Origin of the sequence: Burkholderia anthinoferrum (assembly GCF_002925705.1) — a bacterium.
In the GTDB taxonomy this organism is placed as follows: Bacteria; Pseudomonadota; Gammaproteobacteria; order Burkholderiales; family Burkholderiaceae; genus Burkholderia; species Burkholderia semiarida.
On sequence record NZ_LFZP01000032.1, the window covers coordinates 331,475 to 355,385 of the forward strand.

The window sequence follows — 23,911 nt, forward strand, 5'->3', positions numbered from 1 at the left end:
TCGACCATGACCACTAATATGACCCGTGCTGACGCGCTGATGGACGAATCGGCGCGGAAAATCGCGCATCGCATCTATTGCAACCTCGGATATTGTGGAAGCGACCCGCGCTGCTTCAATGGGGCAGATTCAGTCACACAGCAGCGCTGGATTTGCGCGGTCAAAGATGCCGCGCCGCTATTCCCCGCAGCCACTGTCGAGCAGCCCGGACCGATCACAGCGCAAACCGCACTCGCCGCGATCAAGACGTTCGAGATCGTCGGCGAGAACAACGATTCGCGCGAGCCGAACGCCGATGACCGTTTCATCCTGACCGAGTTTATCGCGCACGCGTTCGGCGGCTTCCGCATCGAGCCGCCCGCTGCAGCGCCGACCGCGCAGCACCGGTTGCATGGGATCGCTCGCGTCGATCTTGAATTGGTCGAGCGTGAGGCGCGTGCACTTGCTCCTATCGCACCTGCGCCGGCGCCCGATCGGGCGGCGTTCAGCGTCGACGACCTTGATTTCGAGCCAGACGCGCAGCACACGGTCGCTGACATGGCGAACATCGGCTACGCGCTGCTCGAACAGATTGCGCGGTTGGCGCCCGGCTACCACTGGAACGATTCGCCGGTCGAGATCGTCAGCGACCTCATCAACGAGCGCGACGAAACTCGTACCTCTTTGCGGCCGGAAATGGCGCCGCGATACGCCGAATGGCGTCAACTCGTCGAGCAAGGCCAATGGACCGCCGGTGTTCCGGACTGGGCCCGCGATCACGATGGTCGTATGAACGACGTGACCGCTATGCGTGCGGTGATCGACGAACTCGCCGCGATCGTATTGCGCTCCCCCGCGCAGGCGGTCGCGGCGTGGATGCGCGATGACGATCCGAGCGACTGCATCTCGGACGCGAAGAAGCGTTCCATGAACGAGCACAACGGCCTTCCCGGTAAGCGAGCTGCCGAGAAATACTCGATCGCGCTCGGCATGCTCGCCCCGGAGCCGGCACCGGCGGCGATCTATCAGATCCTCACCGAAGATGGCGCGTGGCTCGACACGACGCGGGAGCACTACAAGCGCGTCAAGAGTGATCCGGCGCTCGCGCGCGTCGTCTACGCCGCCCCCCAGCCTCCCGCGCACGCCGCCATTCTGACGCGTGAAGAGATCGGCGAAGCATGGCGCGAAGCTGGCTCGTTTGGCGTCGAAAAGGCGATACGGAACGCTCGCGCGCAGGCAGACGCTCGGGATGGGCTGACGGACGCGCTTCGCCGAGCACGCGAGGAACTGGCGATCGTCGAGTGGGATAACGACCCGCCGGCACGCGTCACCGACATGTTATCGACGATCGACGCGTTACTCGCCGCCCATCCGGGCCAGCCGGGGCCGCACGCGTCGGCAGGCGTCATCGCGGCCGCGCGTGCAGTTATCGAAACCGACCGTGCGCAGACGCTCACGACCGAGCACGTCAACGCGCTCGACAACGCTATCAAGATCCATCACGGCGAACTGACGCTGCGGAAACCCCGCGCCGCGGCGTCACCCGACGATCAGCGGGACGGAATGCGCTGGCGCGCGCTCATGAAAAACGGTGAGCCGGAGGTATTGGTGGAACGCACGCAGCGCCGCGTGATTCAACGTACGCAACCCGTCGCGTTCTCCAGCCCGAACCTCACAGGGCCGGATCGTTTCGACACACCGTCCGAGATGTGGGTCAAGCGATATGTGATGTTCGCATGGTGGGCGCGCGAGAACGAGCATCGCAAGTTCATCGAGGCCATCGACGCGATCAGCGCGGGTGAAATCCAATGAAGCTGACCGACGTCGAAGTGTTCGAGATCCGCGCGTCCGGACTGCCCAATCACCTGCGCGAGAAGCTGTATCCGGAGCTGACGCCGCGCTGCTCGGCCTGCGACGGAACAGGGGATGTTCACGACGCGAGCGGCCAGCGGCGCGGCGTATGCACCGACTGCACCGTGCCGGGAGGCCCATCATGAGCAAGTACCAGAAGCTCGACGCGTTGATCCTCGCGTCGATCGACGAGTTGCCGAAGAAGTTCGCAGCGGTCAACACTGGCGCAGTGCGCGAGGAAAGCGAGCGCCTTGCGCGCGAGGAATGTCGGCCGACCACCTTCGGCGAAGTCGTCGGCTGGCGCATCGTCGACAGGCGCCTTCAGGCACTCCGCAAGACCGGGAAGATCCGTTCGACGCCGAAAGGGTGGGTGCGAGCAGGAGACGCACCATGAGTGATCCCAATTACGGCGGCGAAAGCGGAAAGCCCGGTTGCAACGCGCCTCTCTTCAGCAGCCTCTCAGTGCTTCCGCCGATGCATCGCCCCTGACTCATGGCCACCTTTAGGTCCAAGTGCCTGTATCCGAACAAGCTCCTCAACCGACGTGGTGACGACATCGAGGATGTGTCGCGCAATGTCTTCTTCCGACATTCCAGATTTCACGTACTGCTCGACACTCAAGGTGCGAGGTGTCTGCACACTGAGATCCTCGTTGACGATGTATATCTTGGCCGTCACTTCCTCAGGTAACAATGTCACCTGGATAGTCTTACCGCAGACAATCGTCTGCAAGCACAAGGTGGGCACACGTCTCTCCAGTCGCAACAGGTGTGCCCGAAGTATGGAACATGTCTGCGAGGAATTCTTCGCCAAAGTGTTTCGCTCGCCGCATGTTACGCATCGAAATCGAACCGTGCGGAGAACAGCTAACTCAGCTGCAAGCGCATGAATCGTGCGACGTATTCCGAGTTACCCGTACCGGCTCAACCACTCGACTGAGAAGCTCTTCGCGTACGTGATGGCCTCGACTTCAGTGTCGAACTCGCCAAGTTTCCGAAACGCCGCCTCGCGGCTGAATCCCACCTTCGTCACTTCGACCTGCGCGGCGAACTTGCCGTCGTCGGTCGGGCGTGGCGTGCAGTTCATCTCGTACCCACGCATCAGGAAAACCGTCTTCATCTGGTGCTCGCTGGAAGAATCCGGAGGAATCGTAGCATGTCGACGTCGACACACAACCTGTGGACGACCGCCGAGGCGCGCCGGCTCGCCCGCCTCTATCCGTCGCCCATCCCGTCCAAGGCCCTGTACGCAGCGTTTCCGCGTCATTCGCGTAAGTCAGTCCAGACCTTTGCCACCAGGGTACTCAAGATCAAGCGGGCGCCTGACTACCGGTCGCGCGCGACGCCGGCGTGGGACAGGATGCGCGCCATTCTCGAACGGGAGCCGCTGTCGGTTCGCGAGCTGGTCAAGCGCTGCGGCGTGTCGCAGCAACGTGTCAGCGAGTTGCTGACGATTCACCGCACCGAAGTGCAGATCGTCGACTGGATTCCTCCGGTCGGCCGCGCTCAGTGGCGTGCGGTTTGGGCTGTCGGCACTGGGCCCGATGTGCCGTGCCCGGCCGCTATCAAAACCGAAGCTGCTCGCGCGGCACGCAGCGCCATGAAGCGCAATCCGTTCCTCGCCGCAGCGGGTCTCGTGACGATCCCCGCCGGCGAGCGGGGCCGCGTCTTTCAGCAACCCATGGACATCGACGACGAGGAGCTCGCGGCGTGAGCGCGATCATCAAACCCCCTGCCTCTGCATACGGTACTGGCTCGAATGCGAAGTCGCGCCGGCCTGCCGAGTCGTGGCGTTCGTCGGAGTGAACCCCTCGCGCCTCAACGCGAGCGTGCACGATCACTGGTACGCGGCAGCTATTTGGCACCACGCCGCCGCTTGCATGATGGTGGGGCGATGATCGACCGATTAATTCTTTCGGCCCGCACTCGTAGTGGGATCGTCCCGAATCTCGATAGCCCTTCGATTGCCTTCGAATTTAGTGTTGCCTTCGAAATCAATCTGCGCGTTTGCGTCCTTCGGCATAGAAAGGCCAGTCTCGTTATTTACGAAGGCAACGCTCGCAAACGTGATGTGAGAGGCGTGCGAAGCGGCGATCGAAACAGCAGCCGGGGCGGCAACTGTAGGGCTTGCCTGAGCGACGCTCGACGTCCGGGTTTGAGCAGGATCGTGAATACCGACCGTAGACCAATACACGACGATCGCAAAAAGCGGGGTCCCGACGAGCGGGATCAGTGCGAGTTTCAATTCCCATCGTCGCTTGCGAGCTTCCGCAGGAGTTGGCGTAGCCGAAGATTTCTTCGGACTCTTAGTTGGCGTCTTTGCGATTGGCATCCCTCTTGTCCCCCGTCACGTCAGTGCCTAAGCGAGGAATCCTAGCATGAGCGAGAACACAAAAATCGAGTGGTGCGACCACGTCGATCCGTTCGCTACCGGGCGACGACTCGGTGCCTATAAGAGCGCCGCGAAGAAAGTAGGTTGCTCAGTGCAAGAGTGGATTGATCGCCGTTTGGCAGGCTTGCGGCATTGTTTTACCTGTCGGACGTGGAAAGCTCGAACGCAATTCACAGTCGATCGCCAGAGACCCGGTGGCTTAGCCGCCAGGTGTCGCGAATGCATGTCCGACGCGAGCAGCGCATCGCGTTACGGCATAAGTGTCGAAGAACTTCGCGCATTTCGCGTTGCTAACGACCACCGCTGCCAAATTTGTGGCGCCACTGACATTCTGTACATCGACCACTGCCACAAAACCGGTAAGTTGCGTGGGCTTCTTTGCCCGAACTGCAATTCGGGTATCGGCCATTTTCGCGAGAATCCGGAGCTTTTCATTGCTGCAATTCACTATCTCAACATGCACCTCGCAAGCAAGCGCACCGCCAGCCGGTTGATCGACGGCCGCACTCACGACGAATTCCCTTCCGTCACGAACGGAATCTAATTCGAATCCAGAAGGCGCTGTCGCGCTTGCTTGAGTTTCAGAATATCGCCTTTGAACGCCCCAGCTACGACCTCCTTCACTACGTCGGCCGGCCCGTCAGGCAAGCCGCCGTCGCGCTTCGCGAGCACGTCGCGCACCGTGTCAACAGCCCTCGACATATGGACCATAGCTTCCGCAGAGTCCATATCGGCAATTGAGAAAGAAGTCATCTGCTCGAAGGCGTATTCAACACGGCGCGTGTTCAAAGAAATGTAGTAGTTAAAGGCCCGTTCGTAGTCGTCAGGAATCTCGCCCAATGCAGTCAGCGCTTCAATCGCCAGATCTATCGTTGCTGCTGCATATCTCCTCTTTTGCTGGCGCTGAAAACGCGCCTGGTAATGAATGAGGCCGAGGCCCGCAAGAATCGCGCCGATCGTACCGACAGCCTGGGCCCAACCAGCTGCCGAAGCGCTATCCGTCGGTGGAAATCGAATAAACCAACCGACGATCGCACCGCACGCTAGACCTACGAAAAACAGCAATGTGCCCCGAAGGAATGCCATGCGAGAACTCCCTATTCTATTCTCCGGCCCGATGGTACGGGCCCTCCTCGAAGGTCGCAAGACGCAGACGCGCCGAGTCGTGAAGGTGCGTAACGAGTTGCCGCCCGCCTGGGCAACGTTTGCCTCGGAAGGTCATTCGTTGATGCAGGACGGCAAGGCACGCCCAGTCGGATCGTTTTTCTGGTCCGAAGAGCAGCAGCCGGAGCAACCCCTACAGACGCTGCGGCGCTGGCCGGTATTGCCGGCGAAGCACCCGATGGCTGGTGACTGGTACTGGACGCCTAGCCCATACGGAAAGATCGGCGACCGACTGTGGGTGCGCGAAACATGCCGCGCGGATGAACTCGATAGCGGGCTTGACGGCGTGCGCTATCAAGCCGATGACGCGTTCCGCGCGATCGAGGATTCGCTCCTTGCTGCAGAGCGGTGGCTCGACCTAAACGCCTACCGCGGGCGGGAAGGCGCGACGGTGCCGGCCATCCACATGCCGCGCTGGGCCTCGCGCATCACGCTCGAGATCACCGGTGTGCGCGCCGAGCGCCTGCAATCAATCAGTGAGTCGGACGCCCGCGCCGAAGGCGTGACGATCGCCGACCACCACATGCGCGGGTACTGCGCTGGCGCCTATCGGCCGCCGAGCATTCGCGCCTTCCATGACCTGTGGGACAGCCTCAACGCCGCGCGTGGGCATGGCTGGGACATGAACCCGTGGGTCTGGGTCGTGGAATTTCGAAGGATCGAACGATGAGCATCTACCTCACCACGCCGGAGCTGGCCGAGCTGGTCGGCTGCAAGCCGCGTAGCCACGCCTGCATGAAGCGCTGGCTCGAGCGTAATCACTGGCCGTTCGCGGTCAACATCGCCGGCGTGCCACTCGTCGCGCGCGAGTATTACGACGCCCGCATGAACGGCACCGCGCCGCCCTCACCCGCGCTCCGGCACCGCACCGCTGCGTCGGAAGAACCGAACTTCGCTGCACTCTAATCATGATCGGACGACGGAAACGGCCGGACGGGTTGCCCTTCCGGCTCTACGCCCACTACGGGAAACACAAGGTCAGCTTCGGCTACAAGCTGCCGAACGGCCGCTGGGCGTTCCGCCTGTCGGCGCCGGCGCACAACAAGGAAGCGCTCGCCGACATCCGCAAGCAGGCGATCGAGCGTGCGGAAGCGCTCAACGGGAACGCGATCGAACCCGGCACGGTCGAGGCGCTCGTCGCGCGATACTTCGAATGGCAGGACGGATTGCCGCACACCGACGAGCGCCGGAAGGCCCAGTCCACCCTGGACGAGAACCGCGTCGAGTCGAAGCGCCTGATCAAGGTCTTCGGGAAGATGGCGCCGGCCGCGATCAAGCCGAAGCACGTGTACGGCTACCTCGACAAACGCGCCCAGCTCGGCGCGCCGGCGAAGGCGAACAAAGAAATCGCCCTCCTGTCCGCGATCCTCGAATACGGCCGGCGCCGCGGCGAGCTCGAAACGAACCCGTGCCGCGGCATCGAGTACAACCCGACGCGGCCGCGCCAGCGGTACGTCCGGCAGGACGAGATCGATCTCGCCGTAGAAGTCGCGCGGTCGCGCCGGAGCGTCGGCGACCAGCACCCGAGTTCGGCGTACCTGATCCTCGCGCTATGCGTGAAGGCTGCCTACCTGACCGTCAGCCGGCCGACCGAGATGCGCGAGCTGCACCGCCAGAGTATCCTGGCCGAAGGCGTCGAAGTGCCGATCGGCAAACGAAAGGCAGGCGAGCAGCAGCGCATGAAGCTCGTCCTGTGGTCGCCCGAGCTGAAGGCAGTGATCGACGAGGCGCTCGCCCTGCAGCGCACGTCGAGCGTTCACGTGTTCGGGAACACCGCCGGCCAGGTGTACACGCGCAGCGGATGGAACACGAACTGGTCGCGGTTGATGGGATATTGCGAGAAGGAAGCGCAGGAGCGCGGCGTGCCGTTCGAACGGTTCGCGCTACGCGACATGCGGCCGGCCGCCGTGACCGATCGCCAGGAGGAAGGCGACGATCGCATCATCGATGCGACTGGGCACGTAGATGAACGAATGGTGCGGAAGACATACGACCGCCGGCGGCAAAGAAAGGTGCGCGCCACACGGTGATGCACTACTTGACGAGCCGCAGGTGCGGTCGCCCTGCGGGCCCTGCCGTCCTCACTGTGGATTCATCGGGGTGCGGCGCAGCGTTCGCGAGGAAGTGCCGTTTCGCGTCGGCAACCAAGCCCTCCAATATGTCGAGATAATGCTTTGCGACCTCCTCGACTGATCGCACTCCGACCTCGCCAAATTTCTTGTCATCGAGTCCGACGAAATATTGCTTCCACGAACCGATATCGCCGGGGAGTTCCACGTAATATGGCTCTGTCGACCCGTCCGCTAGACGCACAGTCCAACCGGAGCCGCCGGTAGCATCGAACATGAAAAAGGCCTCGGCGCCTACCGGTTTCGGAAATCTCGCTAGGTCGTCCGTGCTGAAGCTTTTCAGGTGGCCGAATCCGGCAACCCCGAGTTTGCCCTCCTTCAGGATTTCGTTCCGCACAGAATTCATGTGTTTGCAGACGGGATCTTTCGACATTGCCTCCTGCTTCGGCAAATACCACTCGTCGAATTCCGTCTTCCCGACAACGCCTCGCAAGTTTTGCAGGGCGTATGACACTGACCGGCCGAAGACTACGAAATTGCGCAAGCCCACCATGCGGCGCGCTTGATCGTCTCCAATCAAATCCGAATACCCGTAGCGCGCAGTAACGAGCGTGTCTTCTGTTTGCTTTAGTACAACGCCGATGTCATCAATCAGTGCCATGGCTGTTTCCCCGGTTGTCGCAACACATGCGCGGCCGCAATGCAAAAAGCCCGCTCTTCGGCGGGCCTTTCTTTGATCATCTTCCAAGTTTTGGAATCTCATCTTCCAAAACTTGTAACACGTCAGCTTGATTCTGCTGCAAGTGCTTGAATTTGTTGGGGTGGCTGATGGGACTCGAACCCACGACGACAGGAATCACAATCCTGGACTCTACCAACTGAGCTACAGCCACCACTGATACTGCTTGCTTCGTTTCGCTGTTTTGTTTCAGCAGCGAAGAACAAGATTATACGAAGTCTTTTGAATCTTGCAAAGCATTTTTTTCAAAAATTTCTTCGGCCGCGTTCAGATGCGCACGCGCCTCGTCGAACACGGCCAGATCGCCGCGTGCGAGCTTCTTGTTGTCGGACAGCACGCGACGCCAGCCGCGCGCGCCCGGCATGCCGCGATACAGCCCGAGCGCGTGCCGCACGATCGCGCCGAGGTAGGTGCCGCGCTTCAGCTCGGCCGCGCAATACGCGATCAATTGCGCCTCGGCCTCTTCGCGCGTCGGCACCGCCGAGGTCGCTCCGTAGAAGCGCGCATCGACCTCCGCCAGCACGTACGGGTTGTGATAGGCCTCGCGGCCGAGCATCACGCCATCGACGTGCTCGAGATGCCGCGCAACCTCATCGAGCGTCGTGATGCCGCCGTTGATCACGATCTCCAGCGACGGAAAATCGCGCTTCAACCGATACGCATAGTCGTACTTGAGCGGCGGGATCTCGCGATTCTCCTTCGGCGACAGCCCTTTCAGGATCGCGTTGCGCGCATGCACGACGAACGTTTCGCACCCGGCCTCGGCCACCGTGCCGACGAAGTCGCGCACGAACGCGTAGTCCTCGACCGCGTCGACGCCGATCCGGTGCTTGACCGTCACCGGCACCGACACTGCATCGCGCATCGCCTTCACGCAGTCGGCGACGAGCGGCGGCTCGTTCATCAGGCACGCACCGAACGCACCGCGCTGCACGCGCTCGGACGGGCACCCGCAGTTCAGGTTGATCTCGTCGTAGCCCCACTGCTCGCCGAGCTTCGCCGCGCGCGCGAGATCGTCCCGCTCGCTGCCGCCCAATTGCAGCGCGACCGGCGATTCGCTCGGCGTGAACGCAAGATGCCGCTGGGCGTCGCCGAACAGCAGCGCGCCCGTCGTGATCATCTCCGTATACAGCCACGTATTGCGCGTCAGCGTGCGGTGGAACGACCTGCAATGGCGGTCGGTCCAGTCGAGCATCGGCGCGACGGATACGCGGCGGGGAGGAAGCGAGGGTGGAACGGACATGGAATTCGGGTACAGGCCAGACGGCACGGAACAACCCGACATTTTACCGCAAGACCGGCCCTGCCCGCCCGACACGCGCACTACCGGCCGCCCAATTCAGCATCGACCGCGCGGCGCGCCTCGTCGAACACGCGCTCGATCACGCGCCGTTCGGTGAGCAGCATCCCGTCGATCTTGACCAGCCGCCAGTCGATCCGCACGGCATCGCCCTGCAGCACGCGATAGTGCGCCCGCTCGCCGTCCCAGACCTGCTCGGTCTTCACCTCGATCTCGAAGCCGCGGTACGGCTCGCTGAAATCGCCGAGGTCGCTCCCTCTCGGTTCCATCGCACGCTCCGTGGTGATGCCGCGCCAAGCCGCCCGCGCGGCCGGCGCCGCGCGCTCAATCGTATTCGTCGGACAAAAACGACCGGCCATCGGCCGTCAGATCGACCCGGTCGGCCGTCGCCTGATAGATCAGCCCGTCATTCAGCAACGCGTAGACGACGTCGTCGAACGCGGCGGGAACCGGCCGGCTGTCGCCGAACTGGTCGATCCATTTCAGCGCCTCGATGGCTTCGGGGGAAAGGATGGGGGTCATGCGTTGGCCTCCGGCATCGGTGTCGTTCCATCCTAGCACTTCGCCCGGAAGCCGAATACCGTGGCAAACGCGCCGCGCGAAATGCAATGCGGCGCCGGCGGGCACGCTGCCCGGCGGCGCCGCACCGAGGCGCGACCCGCGCGCTCAGAGACGCGCGATCGAGACTTCCGTCGACTTCACGAGCGCGACGACTTCGGCGCCGACCTTCAGTTCGAGTTCGTCCACCGAACGGGTGGTGATCACCGACGTGACGATGCCGAACGGCGTCTCGACGTCGACTTCGGAGACCACGGAACCGCGGATGATCTCCTTGACCTTGCCCTTGAACTGGTTACGTACGTTGATTGCAGTGATGCTCATCGGGATGATCGCTCCGAAGAAAAAAGTCTCAGAACGGGCGGCCGAAGCCGCCCGGAATTAAACGGCCCAGCGGATCTGCCCGACCGGTCGAACCTTGTCTGCTTCATGCGCCGCGTCGTGCTCGCCCGCGCCGGGGCCGCCGGCGAGCACGCGTTTCAGCACGCGGTCCTCCAGCGCCGCGAAGGCGGCCGACGCGCGGGCGCGCGGCCGGTCGAGCGGCACCGACTGGTCGAGCGCCACCCGCCCCTGCTCGATCAACAGGATGCGGTCGCCGAGCGCGACGGCCTCCTGCACGTCGTGCGTGACGAGCAGCGCGGTGAACCGGTGTTCGCGCCACAGGCGCTCGATCAGCGCATGCATCTCGATGCGGGTAAGCGCGTCCAGCGCGCCGAGCGGCTCGTCGAGCAGCAGCAGTTGTGGCCGGTGCACGAGAGCGCGTGCCAGTGCGACGCGCTGCCGCTGGCCGCCCGACAGTTGCGCGGGCCAGTCGTTCGCGCGTTCCAGCAGCCCGACTTCGTCGAGCACCGCGCGGGCCTGGTCGCGCGCGCCGCGGCCGAGCCCCAGCATCACGTTCTGCAGCACGGTCTTCCACGGCAGCAGGCGCGCATCCTGGTACATGATCCGCGTATCGAGCGCGCCGCCGCCCTCGCCGCGCGTCACGAGCGCGCCGCTGCTCGGTTGCTCGAGCCCCGCGACGAGACGCAGCAGCGTCGATTTCCCGCAGCCGCTGCGGCCGACGATCGCGACGAAGCTGCCGCGCGCAATGCCGAGCTCGACGTTGTCGAGCACCGTGCGGGCGCCGAAGCGCTTGCTGACGCCCGACAGCGTGACCGCGTCGTCGGGAGCCGGGCTGCCCGGGCGCCGCCGTGCCAGCGGCACGACCGATGCGCTGCCGTCGCGTTCGAGGATCGCCGCATCGCGCGCGTCGCCATCCGCGACGCGGGCCTGCGCGAGCTCGGCCTCGAGGTCTGCGCCGGCGAGCGGGCCGTAGGCGGCCGCCGAAGTCGTCGCATTCATGCCTTTGCTCCTGATTGATAGGCGGGGTGCCAGCGCAGCGTCACGCGCTCGATCGATTTCGCCAGCACATCGGCCAGCTTGCCGAGCACCGCGTACAGCAGGATGCCGACCACCACCACGTCGGTTTGCAGGAATTCACGCGCGTTCATCGTCATGTAGCCGATGCCCGACTGCGCGGAGATCGTTTCCGCGACGATCAGCATCACCCACATCAGCCCGAGCGCGAAACGCACGCCGACGAGGATCGACGGCAACGCGCCGGGCAGGATCACGTCGCGGTACAGCGCGAAGCCGCGCACGCCGTAGCTCTTCGCCATCTCGATCAGGTTCGCGTCGACCGAGCGGATCCCGTGATACGTATTGATGTAGACGGGGAAGAACACGCCGAGCGCGACGAGGAACAGTTTCGCCTTCTCGTCGATGCCGAACCACAGGATCACGAGCGGAATCATCGCGAGCGCCGGAATGTTGCGGATCATCTGGATCGTCGAGTCGAGCGCGACCTCGGCCGCTTTCGACAGCCCGGTCGCGAGCCCCAGCGCGAGGCCGACGCCGCCGCCGATCGCGAAGCCGAACAGCGCGCGCCACGTACTCACTTTCACGTTCGCCCACATTTCGCCCGACGTCACGAGCGACCACGCCGCGCGCACGACCGCCACCGGCTCGGGCAGCACGCGGGTCGACAGCCAGCCGGTGCGCGCACCGACTTCCCATACCACCAGCAACGCGAGCGGCACGAGCCACGGCGCGACGCCGCGCCACGCGCGGGCGGCCACGGCGACGCCCGTCGTCGAGGTTTTCGTTGTCATCGCAGGCCTCCGTCGCTCAGCTCTGGCTCGTCTTCGGCAGATAGTTGTTGCCGACGATCTCGCCGAACGGCCCCGACAGCGGGCCGGCCGCTCTCTCCACGCCCTTGCCCTTGATCAGCGGGAACACGAGCTCGGCGAAGCGATACGACTCCTCGAGGTGCGGATAGCCGGACAGGATGAACGTCTCGATGCCGAGCTCCGCGTATTCGCGCATGCGTTCCGCGACCTGCTCGGGATTGCCGACGAGCGCCGTGCCGGCGCCGCCGCGCACGAGCCCCACGCCGGCCCACAGGTTCGGATAGACCTCGAGCGCCTCGCGGCCGCCTCGCTTGCCGCCGTGCAGCGCGGCCATCCGGCGCTGGCCTTCCGAATCCATGTTCGCGAACGCCTTCTGCGCACGTGCGATCGTGTCGTCGTCGAGCCGGCTGATCAGCCGCTCGGCGTCACGCCATGCTTCGTCCTCGGTCTCGCGCACGATCACGTGCAGGCGGATGCCGAACTTGATCTTGCGGCCGCGCGCGTCGGCACGTGCACGGATGTCGGCGATCTTCTTCGCGACGGCCTCGGGCGGCTCGCCCCAGGTCAGGTAGGTATCGATGTGATCGGCGGCGATCGCGTGAGCGGCCGGCGACGAGCCGCCGAACCACAGCGGCGGATGCGGGCGCTGCACGGGCGGGTAAAGCGCCTTGCCGCCTTTCGACTGCAGGTGCTTGCCGATGTAGTCGAACCCGCCGTTGTCGTGCGACGCGGCAAGCAGCCCGCGCCAGATGTTCAGGAAATCGTCGGTAATCTCGTAGCGCGTGTCGTGATCGGCGAAGAGGCCATCGCCTTCCAGCTCGGCCGCATCGCCGCCCGTGACGACGTTGATCAGCAGGCGGCCGCCCGACAGGCGGTCGAACGTCGCGGCCATCCGCGCGGCGAGCCCCGGCGAAGCGATGCCGGGGCGCACGGCGACCAGGAACTTCAGGCGCTGCGTCGCGGGAATCAGGCTCGACGCGACGACCCACGCATCCTCGCAGGAGCGGCCGGTCGGCAGCAGCACGCCGTCGTAGCCGAGCGTGTCCGCCGCCACGGCGACCTGCTTGAAGTAATCGTAGTCCGCGGCGCGCGCGCCTTCGGCCGTGCCGAGATAGCGGCTGTCGCCATGCGTGGGGATAAACCAGAACACATTCATCTGCTGCTCCTGCTTGACTGTCACTGCCGAAATTTGAAAAAAACATCGCCCTGCTCGCGTCGCGGATGAGCGACGCATGCATGGTGTGCATTCGAATCGGGATGGCTCGCCGGTCACGCCGTGCAGCGGACGAGGACGCGATCGCACGGCTGTTTCTGGGAAATCAGTCTAGGGATCGGTACCAGGCTTTGGAACGATTTTTTTGAGCTTAGGTTTTCCGCTTTCGTGATTAGCACGACGCTGGAGCGAATATCGCCGCGGCCGGGCCCTATAATGGCGCACCTATCCGAATAACTCCGCGCGCCCGGCCCCGGCCGTGCGCGCCTGCGGTGCACTCATCGATGCAGAAAGTCATCCTGCCCTTCCTGTCCGGCTTCCTGGCCGCCCTGTTCTTCCGCGAGGCCACGCTCGCCCTTCTCCACACGGCCGACCTGATCGCCGCAACCGGTTTCTCGACACAACCGTTCGCGCCGCTCGGCATTCCTGAATTTGTCGCGAACGCACTGATCAGCGCGTGCTGCGCGATTCCGATGGCGTGGCTGTTGCGCGTCTCGCCCGAGCGCGAAGCATCGTGGATCGGCGCGCTGGTGTTCGGCGGTATCGTGCTGACGGCCGCCCGCGTGTTCGCGATCGATCCGCTGCGCGGCATCTGGCCGTCGGGCAACATGCTGCCCGTGCTCGCGGCCGGCTTCGCGGCGAATGCGGTGTGGGGCTTCGGCGCGCTCGTGTTCATGCGCGCGTTCATGTCGGACGACGCGGGCGACGAATAACGCCGGCGCGCGCGACGCGTCCTTCGCGACCAGCCGACTTCCATGAAAAAGGCCGCGTGCATCTGCACGCGGCCTTTGCGTTTCCGTGTCGCGCGCCGGTCGGCCGCGCGGGCCAGCCCGATCGGCGTCAGTCCTTCAGCTTGCGCAGCGGATGCGTGTCGGGCGTCCACGGACTGTCGAACATCGCGAGCACGTCGGCGCGCGCGACGTCGGCGGCCGACTTGAAGCGCCACACCGGCTGATGATCCTTGTCGACGATCAGCGCGCGCACGCCTTCGATCACGTCGCCGTGCGCGAAGGTCGAGCGCGTGAGGTCGAGATCGCGCCGCAGGCAATCGGCCATCGTCGCGCCGCGCGCGCGTTCGACGACTTGGAGCGACACGGCCATCGACAGCGGCGACAACTGCTCGCGCATCGCATGGGTCGCCTTCTCGACCCACCCGTCCACCGCCGCGCAATCGGGCTCGGCGTCGAGCGACGCGAGGATCGCGTCGAGGTCGGGTTGCGCGAAATGCCGGTCGATCCCGGCGCGCGCATCGGCAAGCGCCGACGTGTCGGGCGTCGGCACGACCTTGTGCGCGGCAGCCGCGTCGGTCACGCACGCGACGGCCTGCGCGCCGCTGTCGATGCGCGCGCCGCGCAGCGTGTCGAGCAGCGCCGGCAGCGCGGCATCGGGCAGATAGACGTCGGCGAGTTGCGCGTACAGCGCGCCGGCCGCGTCGAGCGTCGCGCCCGTCACCGCGAGATAGCGGCCGATCGCGCCGGGCGTACGCGCGAGAAACCAGCTCATCCCGACGTCCGGGAACAGGCCGATGCGCGTTTCGGGCATCGCCATCTTCGTCGAATCGGTCACGACGCGCAGGCCGCCCGTGTGCCGCGCCGCCTGCGAGATCCCCATGCCGCCGCCCATCACGACACCGTGCATCAGCGCGATGTACGGCTTCGGATACGTGAAGATCGCATGGTTCAGCGTGTATTCCTCGATGAAGAACGTGTCGACCGCGTCGCGGTCGCCGCGCTGCCACGCGTCGTGGAAGAAGCGCACGTCGCCGCCCGCGCAGAACGCGCGCGGATGCGGGCTGTGCACGACGACCGCGACGACGTCGGGATCGTCGCGCCACGCGTCGAGCGCCTGCTGCATCAGCCGGATCATGCCGACCGACAGCGCGTTCAGCGCCTTCGGCCGGTTCAGTTCGAGAAAGCCGATGCGGTTCGCGACATACGCGCGCACGTCGGGCTGGGCGGATTCGGCGGAAACGGCGGCGGAAGTGGAGTCGGTCATGAAGGTCGTCCGGCAAACGGCAGTCGCACGCTCAGTGCGCCTGCATCTTCGAGAACAGGTTCAGCACCACGACACCCGCGATGATCAGCCCGAGGCCGATCACCGCCGGCACGTCCGGCACCTGACGATAGAGCAGCATCGCGACGAGCGTGATCAGCACGATGCCGGCGCCCGACCAGACTGCATAGATGATGCCGACCGGCATCGTGCGCAACGTGAGCGACAGGCAGTAGAACGCAACGCCGTAACCGGCGACGACGAGCACCGACGGCCACAAGCGCGTGAAACCGTCCGCCGCGCGCAGCGCGGACGTGCCGATCACTTCCGCGACGATCGCGATCGCGAGCCATGCGTAGCCGGGCAATTGCATCGCTCAGCTCCTTGCGAGGGCCAGTACCGCGTAGTCGTGGCCGAGCTCGGCGCACAGCGCCTCGACGACGAACTCGTGATCCGCGCGCTGCGGCAGCCCGGACGCGGTGATCGAGCCGATCACGCCGGCGCCGGCGACGGTCAGCGGAAACGAGCCGCCGTGCGACGCATACTCGGCGACCGGCAATCCGTGCTTGTCCGCGAGCGTCGCGCCGGCCTGCTGCATGCGCAGGCCGATCGCGTACGAGCTGCGGCGAAAATGCGCGACGACGTTGCGCTTGCGGCGCACCCAGTCGGCGTTGTCAGGCGTGGCTCCGGCGAGCGCCGCGTAAAACAGCGGCTGGCCGAACGTGACGATGTCGATCGCGATCGCATGACCGCGCGACGTCGCGAGCGCATGCATCCGGTTGCCGAGCGCCCATGCGCGAGCCGGGTCGAAATGGGGAAACACGAGCGCCTGTTCCTGCGCGCCGATCGATTGCAGATCGTGAGCGATGTCCATGAATCCGTCGATGCAGTAAGGAGAGCCGCAACGGCGCCGATGCGATCGCGCCGGGCCGCTGCCGGGATGACGACACAAACCGCTCGATTCTAGCGCACGTGCCTGCCCGTACCGGCCCCACCAGCGCTCGCCATGCGATTGTCACAAAACACTTGCACGCATTCGGGATAGCCCCTATAATTCAATTCTTCGACGGACGCGGGGTGGAGCAGTCTGGCAGCTCGTCGGGCTCATAACCCGAAGGTCGTAGGTTCAAATCCTACCCCCGCAACCAACCGTCCAGAATTTCGCAGAAAGCCCGGCCTCGCGTCGGGCTTTTTGTTTTTGCGCGTCCGGGCGCCGCGCGCCCTTCGCTTGCGCACCCGCCGTTTCGCACGACACGCCGCCGCATGCGCAGGCGTTCAAGAATGCCGCGGCCCGGTGATACACTCGCATCACCTCGTCCCTTCCACTCGACATGAAATTCTGCTCCGTCTGCGGTCACGAAGTCCTCGCGCGCATTCCTCCGGGCGACAATCGTGAGCGCTTCGTCTGCGATCACTGCGGCACGATCCACTATCAGAATCCGCGCAACGTCGTCGGCACGGTGCCGGTCTGGGGCGACCAGATCCTGCTGTGCCGCCGCGCGATCGAACCGCGCTACGGATTCTGGACGCTGCCGGCCGGTTTCATGGAAATGGGCGAAACGACCGCGGAAGCCGCCGCGCGCGAAACCCTCGAGGAGGCCGGCGCGCGCGTCGAGGTGCAGAACCTGTTCACGCTGCTCAACGTGCCGCACGTGCACCAGGTCCACCTGTTCTACCTCGCACGACTCACCGACCCGGGCTTCGAAGCCGGCGAGGAAAGCCTCGAGGTGAAACTGTTCGACGAAGCGGACATCCCGTGGGACGAGATCGCGTTCCCGACCGTCAGCCAGACCCTGCGGTTCTTCTTCGCCGATCGCGCCGCCGGCGACTACGGCGTGCACACCGGCGATATCTTCCGCTCGCTGCGCAACGGCTGAGCCGCGCCCCATGGTTCCCTGGCTCGGCCCGGACGATCCGTTCCCGCCCATCGAGCGCGCGCTCGGCCCCGCGACGGGTGCGCCCGGGCTGCTCGCCGCGAGCGCCGACCTGCTGCCGTCGCGCCTCATCGACGCCTACCTGCGCGGCATCTTCCCGTGGTACTCGGACGGCCAGCCGGTGCTGTGGTGGAGCCCCGACCCGCGCATGATCCTCGTGCCGGCCGAATTCAAGGTGTCGCCTTCGCTGCGCAAGACGCTCAAGCGCGTGCTGCGCGAGCCTCAATGGGAAGTGCGCGTCGATCACGACTTTCCCGGCGTGATGCGCGCCTGCGCGCAGGCGCCGCGCCGCGGGCAGCGCGGCACCTGGATCACCGCCGAGATCATCGACGCCTATACGTCGCTCTACCGCTCCGGCAACGCGCACAGCATCGAGACGTGGCACGACGGGCGCCGCGTCGGCGGCCTGTACGGCGTGTCGTTCGGCCGGATGTTTTTCGGCGAGTCGATGTATGCGGACGTGACCGACGCGTCGAAAATCGCGCTGGCCGCGCTCGTCGCGCACCTTCGCGAGCACGGGCTGGAAATGATAGACTGCCAGCAGAATACGTCGCATCTAGCGTCGCTCGGCGGCCGCGAGATCGCACGCAAGGCCTTTGTCGCTCACGTGCGCCGCGCGGTAGCCGAACCGCCGATTCCGTGGCACTTCGACAAGCGCGTGCTCGCCGCGCTGACGAGCCCCGCCGAAACGGCGGCGCCCACCGGGACCGAGCGCTAGCGCGGCACTCCTTCCCTGCATCGAGAGCTGCCCATGACTCATCCGACTGAGCTGCCGCTTTCACCGCTTTCGGCGCTGCAATTCTATGCAACGGCGCCCTATCCGTGCAGTTATCTGGACGGCCGCATCGCGCGCTCGCAAGTCGCGACGCCGAGCCACCTGATCAATTCCGACATCTACACCGAGCTCGTGAAGGCCGGCTTCCGCCGCTCGGGCGTGTTCACGTACCGCCCGTACTGCGACGGCTGCCGCGCATGCGTGCCGGTGCGCGTGCCGGTCGCCGCGTTCGCGCCGACGCGCACGCAGCGCCGGATGTGGAAACGGCATCGCGCGCTGGTCGCGACGGTGTCGCCGCTGCACTACGACGAAGAACACTACGCGCTCTACATGCGCTACCAGTCCGCGCGCCATGCGGGCGGCGGCATGGACCGCGACAGCCGCGACCAGTACGAACAGTTCCTGCTGCAAAGCCGGATCAACTCGCGCCTCGTCGAATTCCGCGACCTCGACGCGCCGGGCGGCGAACCCGGCAAGCTGCGGATGGTCAGCATGATCGACATCCTCGGCGACGGCCTGTCGTCGGTCTATACGTTCTTCGAGCCCGACGACCGGCACACGAGCTACGGCACCTACAACATCCTGTGGCAGATCGAGCAGGCGAAGAGCCTCGGGCTGCCCTACGTGTACCTCGGCTACTGGATCCGCGAGAGCCCGAAGATGGCCTACAAGGCGAACTTCCATCCGCTCGAAGGGCTGATCGACGGCCGCTGGAAGACGCTCGATCCGGAACGGGTCGACCTGCCGCCCGTCGACGCGGCGCTCGCGCGCGCGCCGTTGCCGGGCGGGCATTCCGGGTCGAGCTGACGCGCGTCGCGGCGGCTACGAAGCGAAGCGCGCCCGTGCCGCGCAACTCCCGGTAAAATAGCGGGTTGTCATTCATTCCGGCCGTCCGCCCCATTCCCGTGTTCAGTTCCCTCTACCCGCTGGCCCGCGCATCCCTGTTCAAGATGGATGCGGAAGACGCTCACCACCTTACGCTGCGCGCGCTCGGCGCGGCCGGCCGTACGGGCCTCGCCTGCGCGCTGTCGGCGCGCGTGCCCGACGCGCCGCGTACCGTGATGGGGCTCACGTTCCGCAACCCGGTCGGCCTCGCGGCCGGCCTCGACAAGGACGGCGCGGCCATCGACGGCCTCGCGGCGCTCGGCTTCGGCTTCATCGAGGTCGGCACGGTCACGCCGCGCCCGCAGCCCGGCAATCCGCGCCCGCGGATGTTCCGGCTGCCGCAGGCGGAAGCGCTGATCAACCGGATGGGCTTCAACAACCACGGCGTCGACCAGTTCGTGAAGAACGTCCAGGCCGCCCGCTATCGCGGCGTCCTCGGCCTGAACATCGGCAAGAACGCCGACACGCCGATCGAGCGCGCGGCCGAGGATTACCTGTACTGCCTCGAGCGCGTGTATCCGTTCGCGAGCTACGTGACGATCAACATCTCGTCGCCGAACACGAAGAACCTGCGCCAGTTGCAGGGCGCGGGCGAGCTCGACGCGCTGCTCGCCGCGCTGAAGGACAAGCAGCAGCGCCTCGCCGACCTGCACGGCAAGCTCGTTCCGCTCGCACTGAAGATCGCGCCCGATCTCGACGACGAACAGGTCAAGGAAATCGGCGACACGCTGCTGCGCCACAAGATCGAAGCGGTCATCGCCACCAATACGACGCTGTCGCGCGCGGCCGTCCAGGGCCTGCCGCATGCGGACGAAGCCGGCGGCCTGTCGGGCCGCCCGGTGTTCGACGCATCGAACGAAGTGATCCGCAAGCTGCATGCGGAAGTCGGCAACGACGTGCCGATCATCGGCGTCGGCGGCATTTTCTCGGGCGAGGATGCCCGTGCGAAGCTGGCGGCCGGCGCGGCGCTCGTCCAGCTCTATACCGGCTTCATTTATCGCGGCCCGGCGCTCGTGTCGGAATGCGTGAAGGCGATCGCCAGCGAACGCGGCGCGTAATATAGCCATAAGCAAAGTATATTTAGCTATCGATAGCATTTTTGCTATCATCGCCGTATGACGAAAACCATTGACCCCACCAGGGCAAGGACACACACGATGAAATTTCCGCTGTTGAAGAAGCTGCTGGTTGCCGGCGCGATCGGCATGTCGTTCGCCGCGGCAACCGCGCATGCGGCCGACCTCCTCGACCAGGTCAAACAACGCGGCACGCTGCGCGTCGGCCTCGAAGGCACGTTCCCGCCGTTCAACTCGAAGAGCCCGCAAGGCGACCTCGTCGGCTTCGACGTCGACATCGCGAAGGCCGTCGCGGCGAAGCTCGGCGTGAAGGCCGAATTCGTGACGACCGAATGGAGCGGCATCATCGCGGGCCTGCAGGCCGGCAAGTTCGACGTGATCGTCAACCAGGTCGGCATCACCGACAAGCGCAAGGAAACGCTCGACTTCTCGCCCGCATACACGTACTCGTCCGCGCAGCTGATCCAGCGCAAGGACGACACGCGCGCGTTCAAGTCGCTGGAAGACCTGAAGGGCAAGAAGCTCGGCGTCGCGCTCGGCACGAACTACATGGACATGGCGAAATCGGTGCCGGGCATCGACGTGAAGACGTACCCGGGCGCGCCCGAGTACCTGCGCGATCTCGCGGCCGGGCGCCTCGACGCGGCGCTCAACGACCGCCTGATGCTCGCGTACCTGACGAAGAATTCGCAGCTGCCGCTGCGCCCGGGCGCGAACGTCGGTTCGGCGAACCCGTCGGGCATCCCGTTCAAGAAGGGCAACCCGAAGTTCCAGAAGGCGATCGACGACGCGATGGCGCAACTCGAAGCCGACGGCACGTTCACGAAGATCTCCGACAAGTGGTTCGGCATCGACGTGACGAAACCGCTCAAGTAAGCACGCCTGCATTTCCCGCCTGACGGCGGGCCGGAAAGGGCGGCATCCGCAACGATGCCGCCCTTTGTTTTATCGGTCCGGTTTATGATTGCGCTTTCGCGCACGCATTCGCTTCGTATTCCATGTCGACAACGTCCCTGCTCGTCCAATCGCTGCCGGTGCTCGCCCAGGGTGCCGTGCTGACCGTCAAGTTCGCCGTGCTGTCGATGGTGTTCGGCCTGCTTGGCGCCGTCGTGCTCGCGATGATGGGCATCCGGCAGAGCGAAGCGCTCGACGGCTTCGAGCGCATCTGGGTCAACGCGCTCGCGTGGCTGGCGCGCGCGTACGTGAGCCTGATGCGCGGCACGCCGCTGCTCGTGCAGATCTTCGTCATCTATTACGGGTTGCCGAGCCTCGGCATCTCGCTCGATCCGACGCCGGCCGGCGTCATCGCGCTCTCCGCGAACGTCGCGGCCTACATGTCGGAAAGCATGCGCGGCGCGATCAACGGGATCGCGCGCGGCCAGTGGCTCGCCGCGTACAGCCTGGGGCTGTCGTGGGGGCAGACGCTGCGCTACGTGATCGGCCCGCAGGCGCTGCGCATCGCGGTGCCGAGCCTGTCGAACAGCCTGATCAGCCTGATCAAGGACACGTCGCTCGTGTCCGTGATCACCGTGACCGAACTGCTGCGCAGCGCGCAGGAAGTGATCGCCGCGACCTATCAGCCGCTGCCGCTCTATCTCGCCGCCGCGGCCGTGTACTGGATCCTGTGCCAGATCCTCGAATGGGTGCAGCGCTGGTACGAAAAGCGCCTGTCGCTGCCGTCGCGGCACTGAGCCACGCGGTTGCACCGGGCCGGCGCTCGCCGGCCCGACGCCCGCTTTCCCGTCTTCCCGTCTATTCGCCCGAATAGCGCACGCCGAGCACGGCGCGCGCCGCATCCGTCATCGCGATCATCCGCCGCGAATGGTCGTGCGTCATGATCGGGCTTTCGGTCTCGCCCGCACGCAGCAGATCGCAGAAGTGCTCGGTTTCGTAGTTCAGCCCGCCGCCGTCGACCGGCGCATCGAGCTCGACGGTGCGCCCGTCCGCGTAGCGGATCGTCGCACGCGCGGGGTTCCACCACTTCTCGTGTATCGTCACGTGGCCGCCCGCCGCGGCGATCAGCGCGTCGCCGCGCCCCATCACGTCGAGACCGCAAAAGAGCTGTGCGATCCCGCCGTTCTCATGCACGCTGTTCAGGCTCGCGAACAGGTCGACGCCCGTCGCGCCGACGCGTCCGAGCGTCTGCACGTCGCGCGCCGCGCCGAGCCAGTCGACGGCAAGGAACGCCTCGTAGATGCCGATGTCGAGCAGCGCGCCGCCCGCGCGATCGAGCCGATAGACGGAATGCGCCTCCGGCACCGACGACGATGCGCAGCCCGCCCGCACGAGCCGGATCTCGCCGATCGGATCGTCACGCAGGTGCGCACGCAACTGACGGTACAGCGGAAAGAATGGCGGCTTCATCGCCTCCATGAAGAGCCGCCCGGCAGCGCGCGCCGCGTGCAGCACCGTGTCGAGTTGCGCGGCGTTCAGCGCGGCGGGTTTCTCGCACAGCACCGCCTTGCCGGCAGCCAGTGCGGCCAGCGTGTACTGCGCATGACTGTCATGGAGCGTCGCGATGTAGACCGCGTCGATATCGCTCGCGAGGAGCGCGTCGAGGCTCGCGGCAGGCGTGCCGCCGCATGTCTCGCAGAAGGCGGCCGTTGCGTCGGCGCGGCGGGCCCAGGCGCCGGCGAGCGTGGCGCCCGGCACGTGCGCGAGGCTTTGCGCGAAGCGGCGCGCGATGCTGCCTGCGCCGACGATGCCGAAGCGCACCGGGCGATGGTCGTTGTCGTTCATCCTGATCTTCCGTGTCGGTCGTATGGCGGTTGCCGGCACGCTGCCGGCCGGCCGTCATGATAAACGGCCCCGCGGCACACGGATGGACGACACGCGCGCCGTCAGGCCCGCACCGGCACGTCGACCGAGAAATCGCGCGAAATCTCGTCCGCGCTGAAATCGATCAGCGCGAGGGACGCTGCTTCGGCTTCTCGCGGGTCGCGCCGCTCGATCGCGTCGACGACGCGCGCATGCGCCTTCACCGCGATGTCGTGCGCGCCTTCCTTCTGCACGACGCGCGGATTCACGAGACGCACCGCCCCGCGCACGATCGCCGCCATCTGCTGGAAGAACTGGTTGCCGCTTGCCTGGACGATCCGCGTATGCAGCAACTCGTCCGCCGTGTCGTAGCCGGAATCGCCCGGCTGCAGCACCTTGAACGCATCGAACGCTTCGCGAATGCCCGCGATGTCGGCGGCCGTCGCACGCACGGCCGCCTGCGCGGTCGCGCGTGGTTCGATCAGCATCCGGAATTCGATGACGTCGCGCATGAACTGCGGATCGGGCTTTGCCCGAAATCGCCAGCTCACGACGTCTTCGTCGATCATCCGCCAGTCGCGCATCGGCCGCACGCGCGTCCCGACTTTCGGACGCACGTCGAGCATGTCGCGCGCAAGCAACATCGACAACGCCTCCCGCATCACCGTGCGGCTCACGTCGAACTCTTTCGACAGCACGTCCTGCGGCGGCAAGATGCCGCCGTACTTGTCCTCGACGATACCCGCGACAAGCCCATCCATCACTTTGGCGACCAGTGACCGGTCTTTGCCCTGCTCCATGACACCTCCCCGTGCGTCGATTTGCGAACACCTGCTCCGCAGTTCCGCCGGCCCTGGTTACTACTCTGTTCTTATGATCTATAAGTTGATGAGTTCGACGATATTTCGCTATCTGGTAAACACCTGACAGGGTTATCCCTCTTTTGAACGAGGTGATTTATACGGCTAAAAAAAAAGCCCGGGAAGCGCGCCGCGCCTGCCGGACCCCGGTTTCCACAAGATTTAACTATGCAATCCGTGACGACCGATACCGCGCCGTT

General features: G+C 65.3%; 32 protein-coding genes and 2 tRNA genes. 16 read left to right on the forward strand and 18 right to left on the reverse strand.

Features of this window, described 5'->3' with window-relative positions; genetic code table 11:
• Positions 1–6 precede the first annotated feature (6 nt).
• From C5F75_RS37170 to C5F75_RS10965, 3 genes are read left to right on the forward strand one after another with little or no spacing between them, the layout of a single operon-like run.
• Positions 7–1,791 (forward strand): hypothetical protein, encoded by a 1,785-nt coding sequence (locus C5F75_RS37170; protein ID WP_258048557.1) that lies wholly within the window; start codon positions 7–9, stop codon positions 1,789–1,791.
• Complete coding sequence (locus C5F75_RS10960) at positions 1,788–1,976, forward strand: hypothetical protein (RefSeq protein ID WP_104012225.1); 189 nt, start codon at positions 1,788–1,790, stop codon at positions 1,974–1,976. The genes C5F75_RS37170 and C5F75_RS10960 overlap by 4 nt, the downstream gene beginning before the upstream one ends.
• A complete protein-coding gene (locus C5F75_RS10965) occupies positions 1,973–2,224 on the forward strand; it encodes a hypothetical protein (RefSeq protein ID WP_104012226.1) in 252 nt (83 codons plus the stop codon). Before C5F75_RS10960 ends, C5F75_RS10965 begins: the two co-directional genes overlap by 4 nt.
• Before the next feature lie 65 nt (positions 2,225–2,289).
• Here the strand turns inward: C5F75_RS10965 and C5F75_RS10970 are convergent, their stop codons facing one another.
• Positions 2,290–2,577, reverse strand: a complete 288-nt coding sequence (locus tag C5F75_RS10970) for a hypothetical protein (RefSeq protein ID WP_104012227.1) — start codon at positions 2,575–2,577, stop codon at positions 2,290–2,292.
• 162 nt (positions 2,578–2,739) lie between these two features.
• Positions 2,740–2,949: a hypothetical protein gene (locus C5F75_RS10975; protein WP_104012228.1), complete on the reverse strand. Its 210-nt coding sequence runs from the start codon at positions 2,947–2,949 to the stop codon at positions 2,740–2,742.
• A gap of 36 nt (positions 2,950–2,985) precedes the next feature.
• On the opposite strand from C5F75_RS10975, the gene C5F75_RS10980 reads away from it, so the two are divergent.
• Positions 2,986–3,543, forward strand: coding sequence for a MarR family transcriptional regulator (locus C5F75_RS10980; protein ID WP_104012229.1), 558 nt, complete (start codon positions 2,986–2,988; stop codon positions 3,541–3,543).
• A gap of 192 nt (positions 3,544–3,735) precedes the next feature.
• On the opposite strand, the gene C5F75_RS36275 is transcribed toward C5F75_RS10980, so the two are convergent.
• On the reverse strand, positions 3,736–4,074 hold the full coding sequence (locus tag C5F75_RS36275) for a hypothetical protein (RefSeq protein WP_146075197.1): 339 nt from the start codon (positions 4,072–4,074) through the stop codon (positions 3,736–3,738).
• A gap of 133 nt (positions 4,075–4,207) precedes the next feature.
• Here C5F75_RS36275 and C5F75_RS10985 point away from each other — a divergent pair, with 133 nt between their 5' ends.
• Positions 4,208–4,765 carry an endonuclease VII domain-containing protein gene (locus C5F75_RS10985; RefSeq protein WP_104012230.1) on the forward strand — a complete coding sequence of 186 codons (558 nt, stop codon included), beginning with the start codon at positions 4,208–4,210 and terminating at the stop codon, positions 4,763–4,765.
• On the opposite strand, the gene C5F75_RS10990 is transcribed toward C5F75_RS10985, so the two are convergent.
• Positions 4,762–5,307: a hypothetical protein gene (locus C5F75_RS10990; protein ID WP_059638762.1), complete on the reverse strand. Its 546-nt coding sequence runs from the start codon at positions 5,305–5,307 to the stop codon at positions 4,762–4,764. The two genes, C5F75_RS10985 and C5F75_RS10990, sit on opposite strands and share 4 nt — an antisense overlap.
• Here C5F75_RS10990 and C5F75_RS10995 point away from each other — a divergent pair.
• Genes C5F75_RS10995 through C5F75_RS37175 form a run of 3 tightly spaced genes read left to right on the forward strand, consistent with a single transcriptional unit; the run spans position 5,306 to position 7,415 of the window.
• Complete coding sequence (locus C5F75_RS10995) at positions 5,306–6,055, forward strand: hypothetical protein (RefSeq protein WP_104012231.1); 750 nt, start codon at positions 5,306–5,308, stop codon at positions 6,053–6,055. The genes C5F75_RS10990 and C5F75_RS10995 overlap by 2 nt on opposite strands.
• Complete coding sequence (locus tag C5F75_RS11000) at positions 6,052–6,291, forward strand: DUF4224 domain-containing protein (protein WP_104012232.1); 240 nt, start codon at positions 6,052–6,054, stop codon at positions 6,289–6,291. The genes C5F75_RS10995 and C5F75_RS11000 overlap by 4 nt, the downstream gene beginning before the upstream one ends.
• 2 nt (positions 6,292–6,293) lie before the next feature.
• The gene (locus C5F75_RS37175) at positions 6,294–7,415 is read left to right on the forward strand and encodes a hypothetical protein (RefSeq protein ID WP_104012233.1); all 1,122 of its coding nucleotides are present in this window, start codon (positions 6,294–6,296) and stop codon (positions 7,413–7,415) included.
• Positions 7,416–7,419: 4 nt separating this feature from the next.
• On the opposite strand, the gene C5F75_RS11010 is transcribed toward C5F75_RS37175, so the two are convergent.
• The 9 genes from C5F75_RS11010 to ssuD form a co-directional block, all read right to left on the reverse strand.
• Positions 7,420–8,115, reverse strand: coding sequence for a hypothetical protein (locus C5F75_RS11010; protein WP_146075198.1), 696 nt, complete (start codon positions 8,113–8,115; stop codon positions 7,420–7,422).
• A gap of 156 nt (positions 8,116–8,271) precedes the next feature.
• Positions 8,272–8,347: transfer RNA gene (locus C5F75_RS11015), tRNA-His, on the reverse strand.
• Between the two features lie 54 nt (positions 8,348–8,401).
• A complete protein-coding gene (gene dusA / locus C5F75_RS11020; RefSeq protein WP_059584302.1) occupies positions 8,402–9,388 on the reverse strand; it encodes a tRNA dihydrouridine(20/20a) synthase DusA in 987 nt (328 codons plus the stop codon).
• A gap of 128 nt (positions 9,389–9,516) precedes the next feature.
• The gene (locus tag C5F75_RS11025; protein WP_059584304.1) at positions 9,517–9,762 is read right to left on the reverse strand and encodes a hypothetical protein; all 246 of its coding nucleotides are present in this window, start codon (positions 9,760–9,762) and stop codon (positions 9,517–9,519) included.
• A gap of 55 nt (positions 9,763–9,817) precedes the next feature.
• Positions 9,818–10,015, reverse strand: coding sequence for a hypothetical protein (locus C5F75_RS11030; protein WP_006484168.1), 198 nt, complete (start codon positions 10,013–10,015; stop codon positions 9,818–9,820).
• Between the two features lie 144 nt (positions 10,016–10,159).
• Entirely contained in the window at positions 10,160–10,375 is a 216-nt protein-coding gene (locus tag C5F75_RS11035) for a TOBE domain-containing protein (RefSeq protein WP_006476104.1), read from the reverse strand.
• 57 nt (positions 10,376–10,432) lie between these two features.
• Positions 10,433–11,392, reverse strand: a complete 960-nt coding sequence (locus C5F75_RS11040; RefSeq protein WP_059584305.1) for an ATP-binding cassette domain-containing protein — start codon at positions 11,390–11,392, stop codon at positions 10,433–10,435.
• Positions 11,389–12,201, reverse strand: coding sequence for an aliphatic sulfonate ABC transporter permease SsuC (gene ssuC, locus C5F75_RS11045; protein ID WP_059584307.1), 813 nt, complete (start codon positions 12,199–12,201; stop codon positions 11,389–11,391). The genes C5F75_RS11040 and ssuC overlap by 4 nt, the downstream gene beginning before the upstream one ends.
• Before the next feature lie 16 nt (positions 12,202–12,217).
• Positions 12,218–13,375, reverse strand: a complete 1,158-nt coding sequence (gene ssuD / locus C5F75_RS11050) for an FMNH2-dependent alkanesulfonate monooxygenase (protein WP_059584309.1) — start codon at positions 13,373–13,375, stop codon at positions 12,218–12,220.
• A gap of 341 nt (positions 13,376–13,716) precedes the next feature.
• Here ssuD and C5F75_RS11055 point away from each other — a divergent pair, with 341 nt between their 5' ends.
• Positions 13,717–14,145 carry a hypothetical protein gene (locus C5F75_RS11055; protein WP_059584310.1) on the forward strand — a complete coding sequence of 143 codons (429 nt, stop codon included), beginning with the start codon at positions 13,717–13,719 and terminating at the stop codon, positions 14,143–14,145.
• Positions 14,146–14,272: 127 nt separating this feature from the next.
• On the opposite strand, the gene C5F75_RS11060 is transcribed toward C5F75_RS11055, so the two are convergent.
• From C5F75_RS11060 to C5F75_RS11070, 3 genes are read right to left on the reverse strand one after another with little or no spacing between them, the layout of a single operon-like run.
• Entirely contained in the window at positions 14,273–15,427 is a 1,155-nt protein-coding gene (locus C5F75_RS11060) for an enoyl-CoA hydratase/isomerase family protein (RefSeq protein WP_059584312.1), read from the reverse strand.
• Between the two features lie 31 nt (positions 15,428–15,458).
• Entirely contained in the window at positions 15,459–15,791 is a 333-nt protein-coding gene (locus tag C5F75_RS11065) for a DMT family transporter (RefSeq protein WP_371090929.1), read from the reverse strand.
• Between the two features lie 9 nt (positions 15,792–15,800).
• Complete coding sequence (locus C5F75_RS11070) at positions 15,801–16,298, reverse strand: heme-degrading domain-containing protein (protein WP_006476110.1); 498 nt, start codon at positions 16,296–16,298, stop codon at positions 15,801–15,803.
• A gap of 197 nt (positions 16,299–16,495) precedes the next feature.
• On the opposite strand from C5F75_RS11070, the gene C5F75_RS11075 reads away from it, so the two are divergent.
• The 7 genes from C5F75_RS11075 to C5F75_RS11105 all read left to right on the forward strand — a co-directional run bounded on the left by C5F75_RS11075 (position 16,496) and on the right by C5F75_RS11105 (position 21,785).
• Positions 16,496–16,572 (forward strand) — tRNA-Met (locus tag C5F75_RS11075).
• 183 nt (positions 16,573–16,755) lie between these two features.
• Entirely contained in the window at positions 16,756–17,301 is a 546-nt protein-coding gene (locus C5F75_RS11080; RefSeq protein WP_006476111.1) for an NUDIX hydrolase, read from the forward strand.
• Between the two features lie 10 nt (positions 17,302–17,311).
• Positions 17,312–18,076, forward strand: coding sequence for a leucyl/phenylalanyl-tRNA--protein transferase (gene aat / locus C5F75_RS11085; protein ID WP_059584314.1), 765 nt, complete (start codon positions 17,312–17,314; stop codon positions 18,074–18,076).
• A 33-nt stretch (positions 18,077–18,109) separates the two neighbouring features.
• A complete protein-coding gene (locus C5F75_RS11090; protein ID WP_059584315.1) occupies positions 18,110–18,940 on the forward strand; it encodes an arginyltransferase in 831 nt (276 codons plus the stop codon).
• Between the two features lie 98 nt (positions 18,941–19,038).
• Positions 19,039–20,076, forward strand: coding sequence for a quinone-dependent dihydroorotate dehydrogenase (locus C5F75_RS11095; protein ID WP_063892440.1), 1,038 nt, complete (start codon positions 19,039–19,041; stop codon positions 20,074–20,076).
• Between the two features lie 99 nt (positions 20,077–20,175).
• Positions 20,176–20,970, forward strand: a complete 795-nt coding sequence (locus tag C5F75_RS11100) for a cystine ABC transporter substrate-binding protein (RefSeq protein WP_059584318.1) — start codon at positions 20,176–20,178, stop codon at positions 20,968–20,970.
• Positions 20,971–21,092: 122 nt separating this feature from the next.
• A complete protein-coding gene (locus C5F75_RS11105; protein WP_006484207.1) occupies positions 21,093–21,785 on the forward strand; it encodes an amino acid ABC transporter permease in 693 nt (230 codons plus the stop codon).
• 61 nt (positions 21,786–21,846) lie between these two features.
• Here the strand turns inward: C5F75_RS11105 and C5F75_RS11110 are convergent, their stop codons facing one another.
• The gene (locus C5F75_RS11110; RefSeq protein WP_059584320.1) at positions 21,847–22,833 is read right to left on the reverse strand and encodes a Gfo/Idh/MocA family protein; all 987 of its coding nucleotides are present in this window, start codon (positions 22,831–22,833) and stop codon (positions 21,847–21,849) included.
• A gap of 101 nt (positions 22,834–22,934) precedes the next feature.
• Complete coding sequence (locus C5F75_RS11115; RefSeq protein WP_059584322.1) at positions 22,935–23,651, reverse strand: FadR/GntR family transcriptional regulator; 717 nt, start codon at positions 23,649–23,651, stop codon at positions 22,935–22,937.
• Between the last annotated feature and the right edge of the window lie 260 nt (positions 23,652–23,911).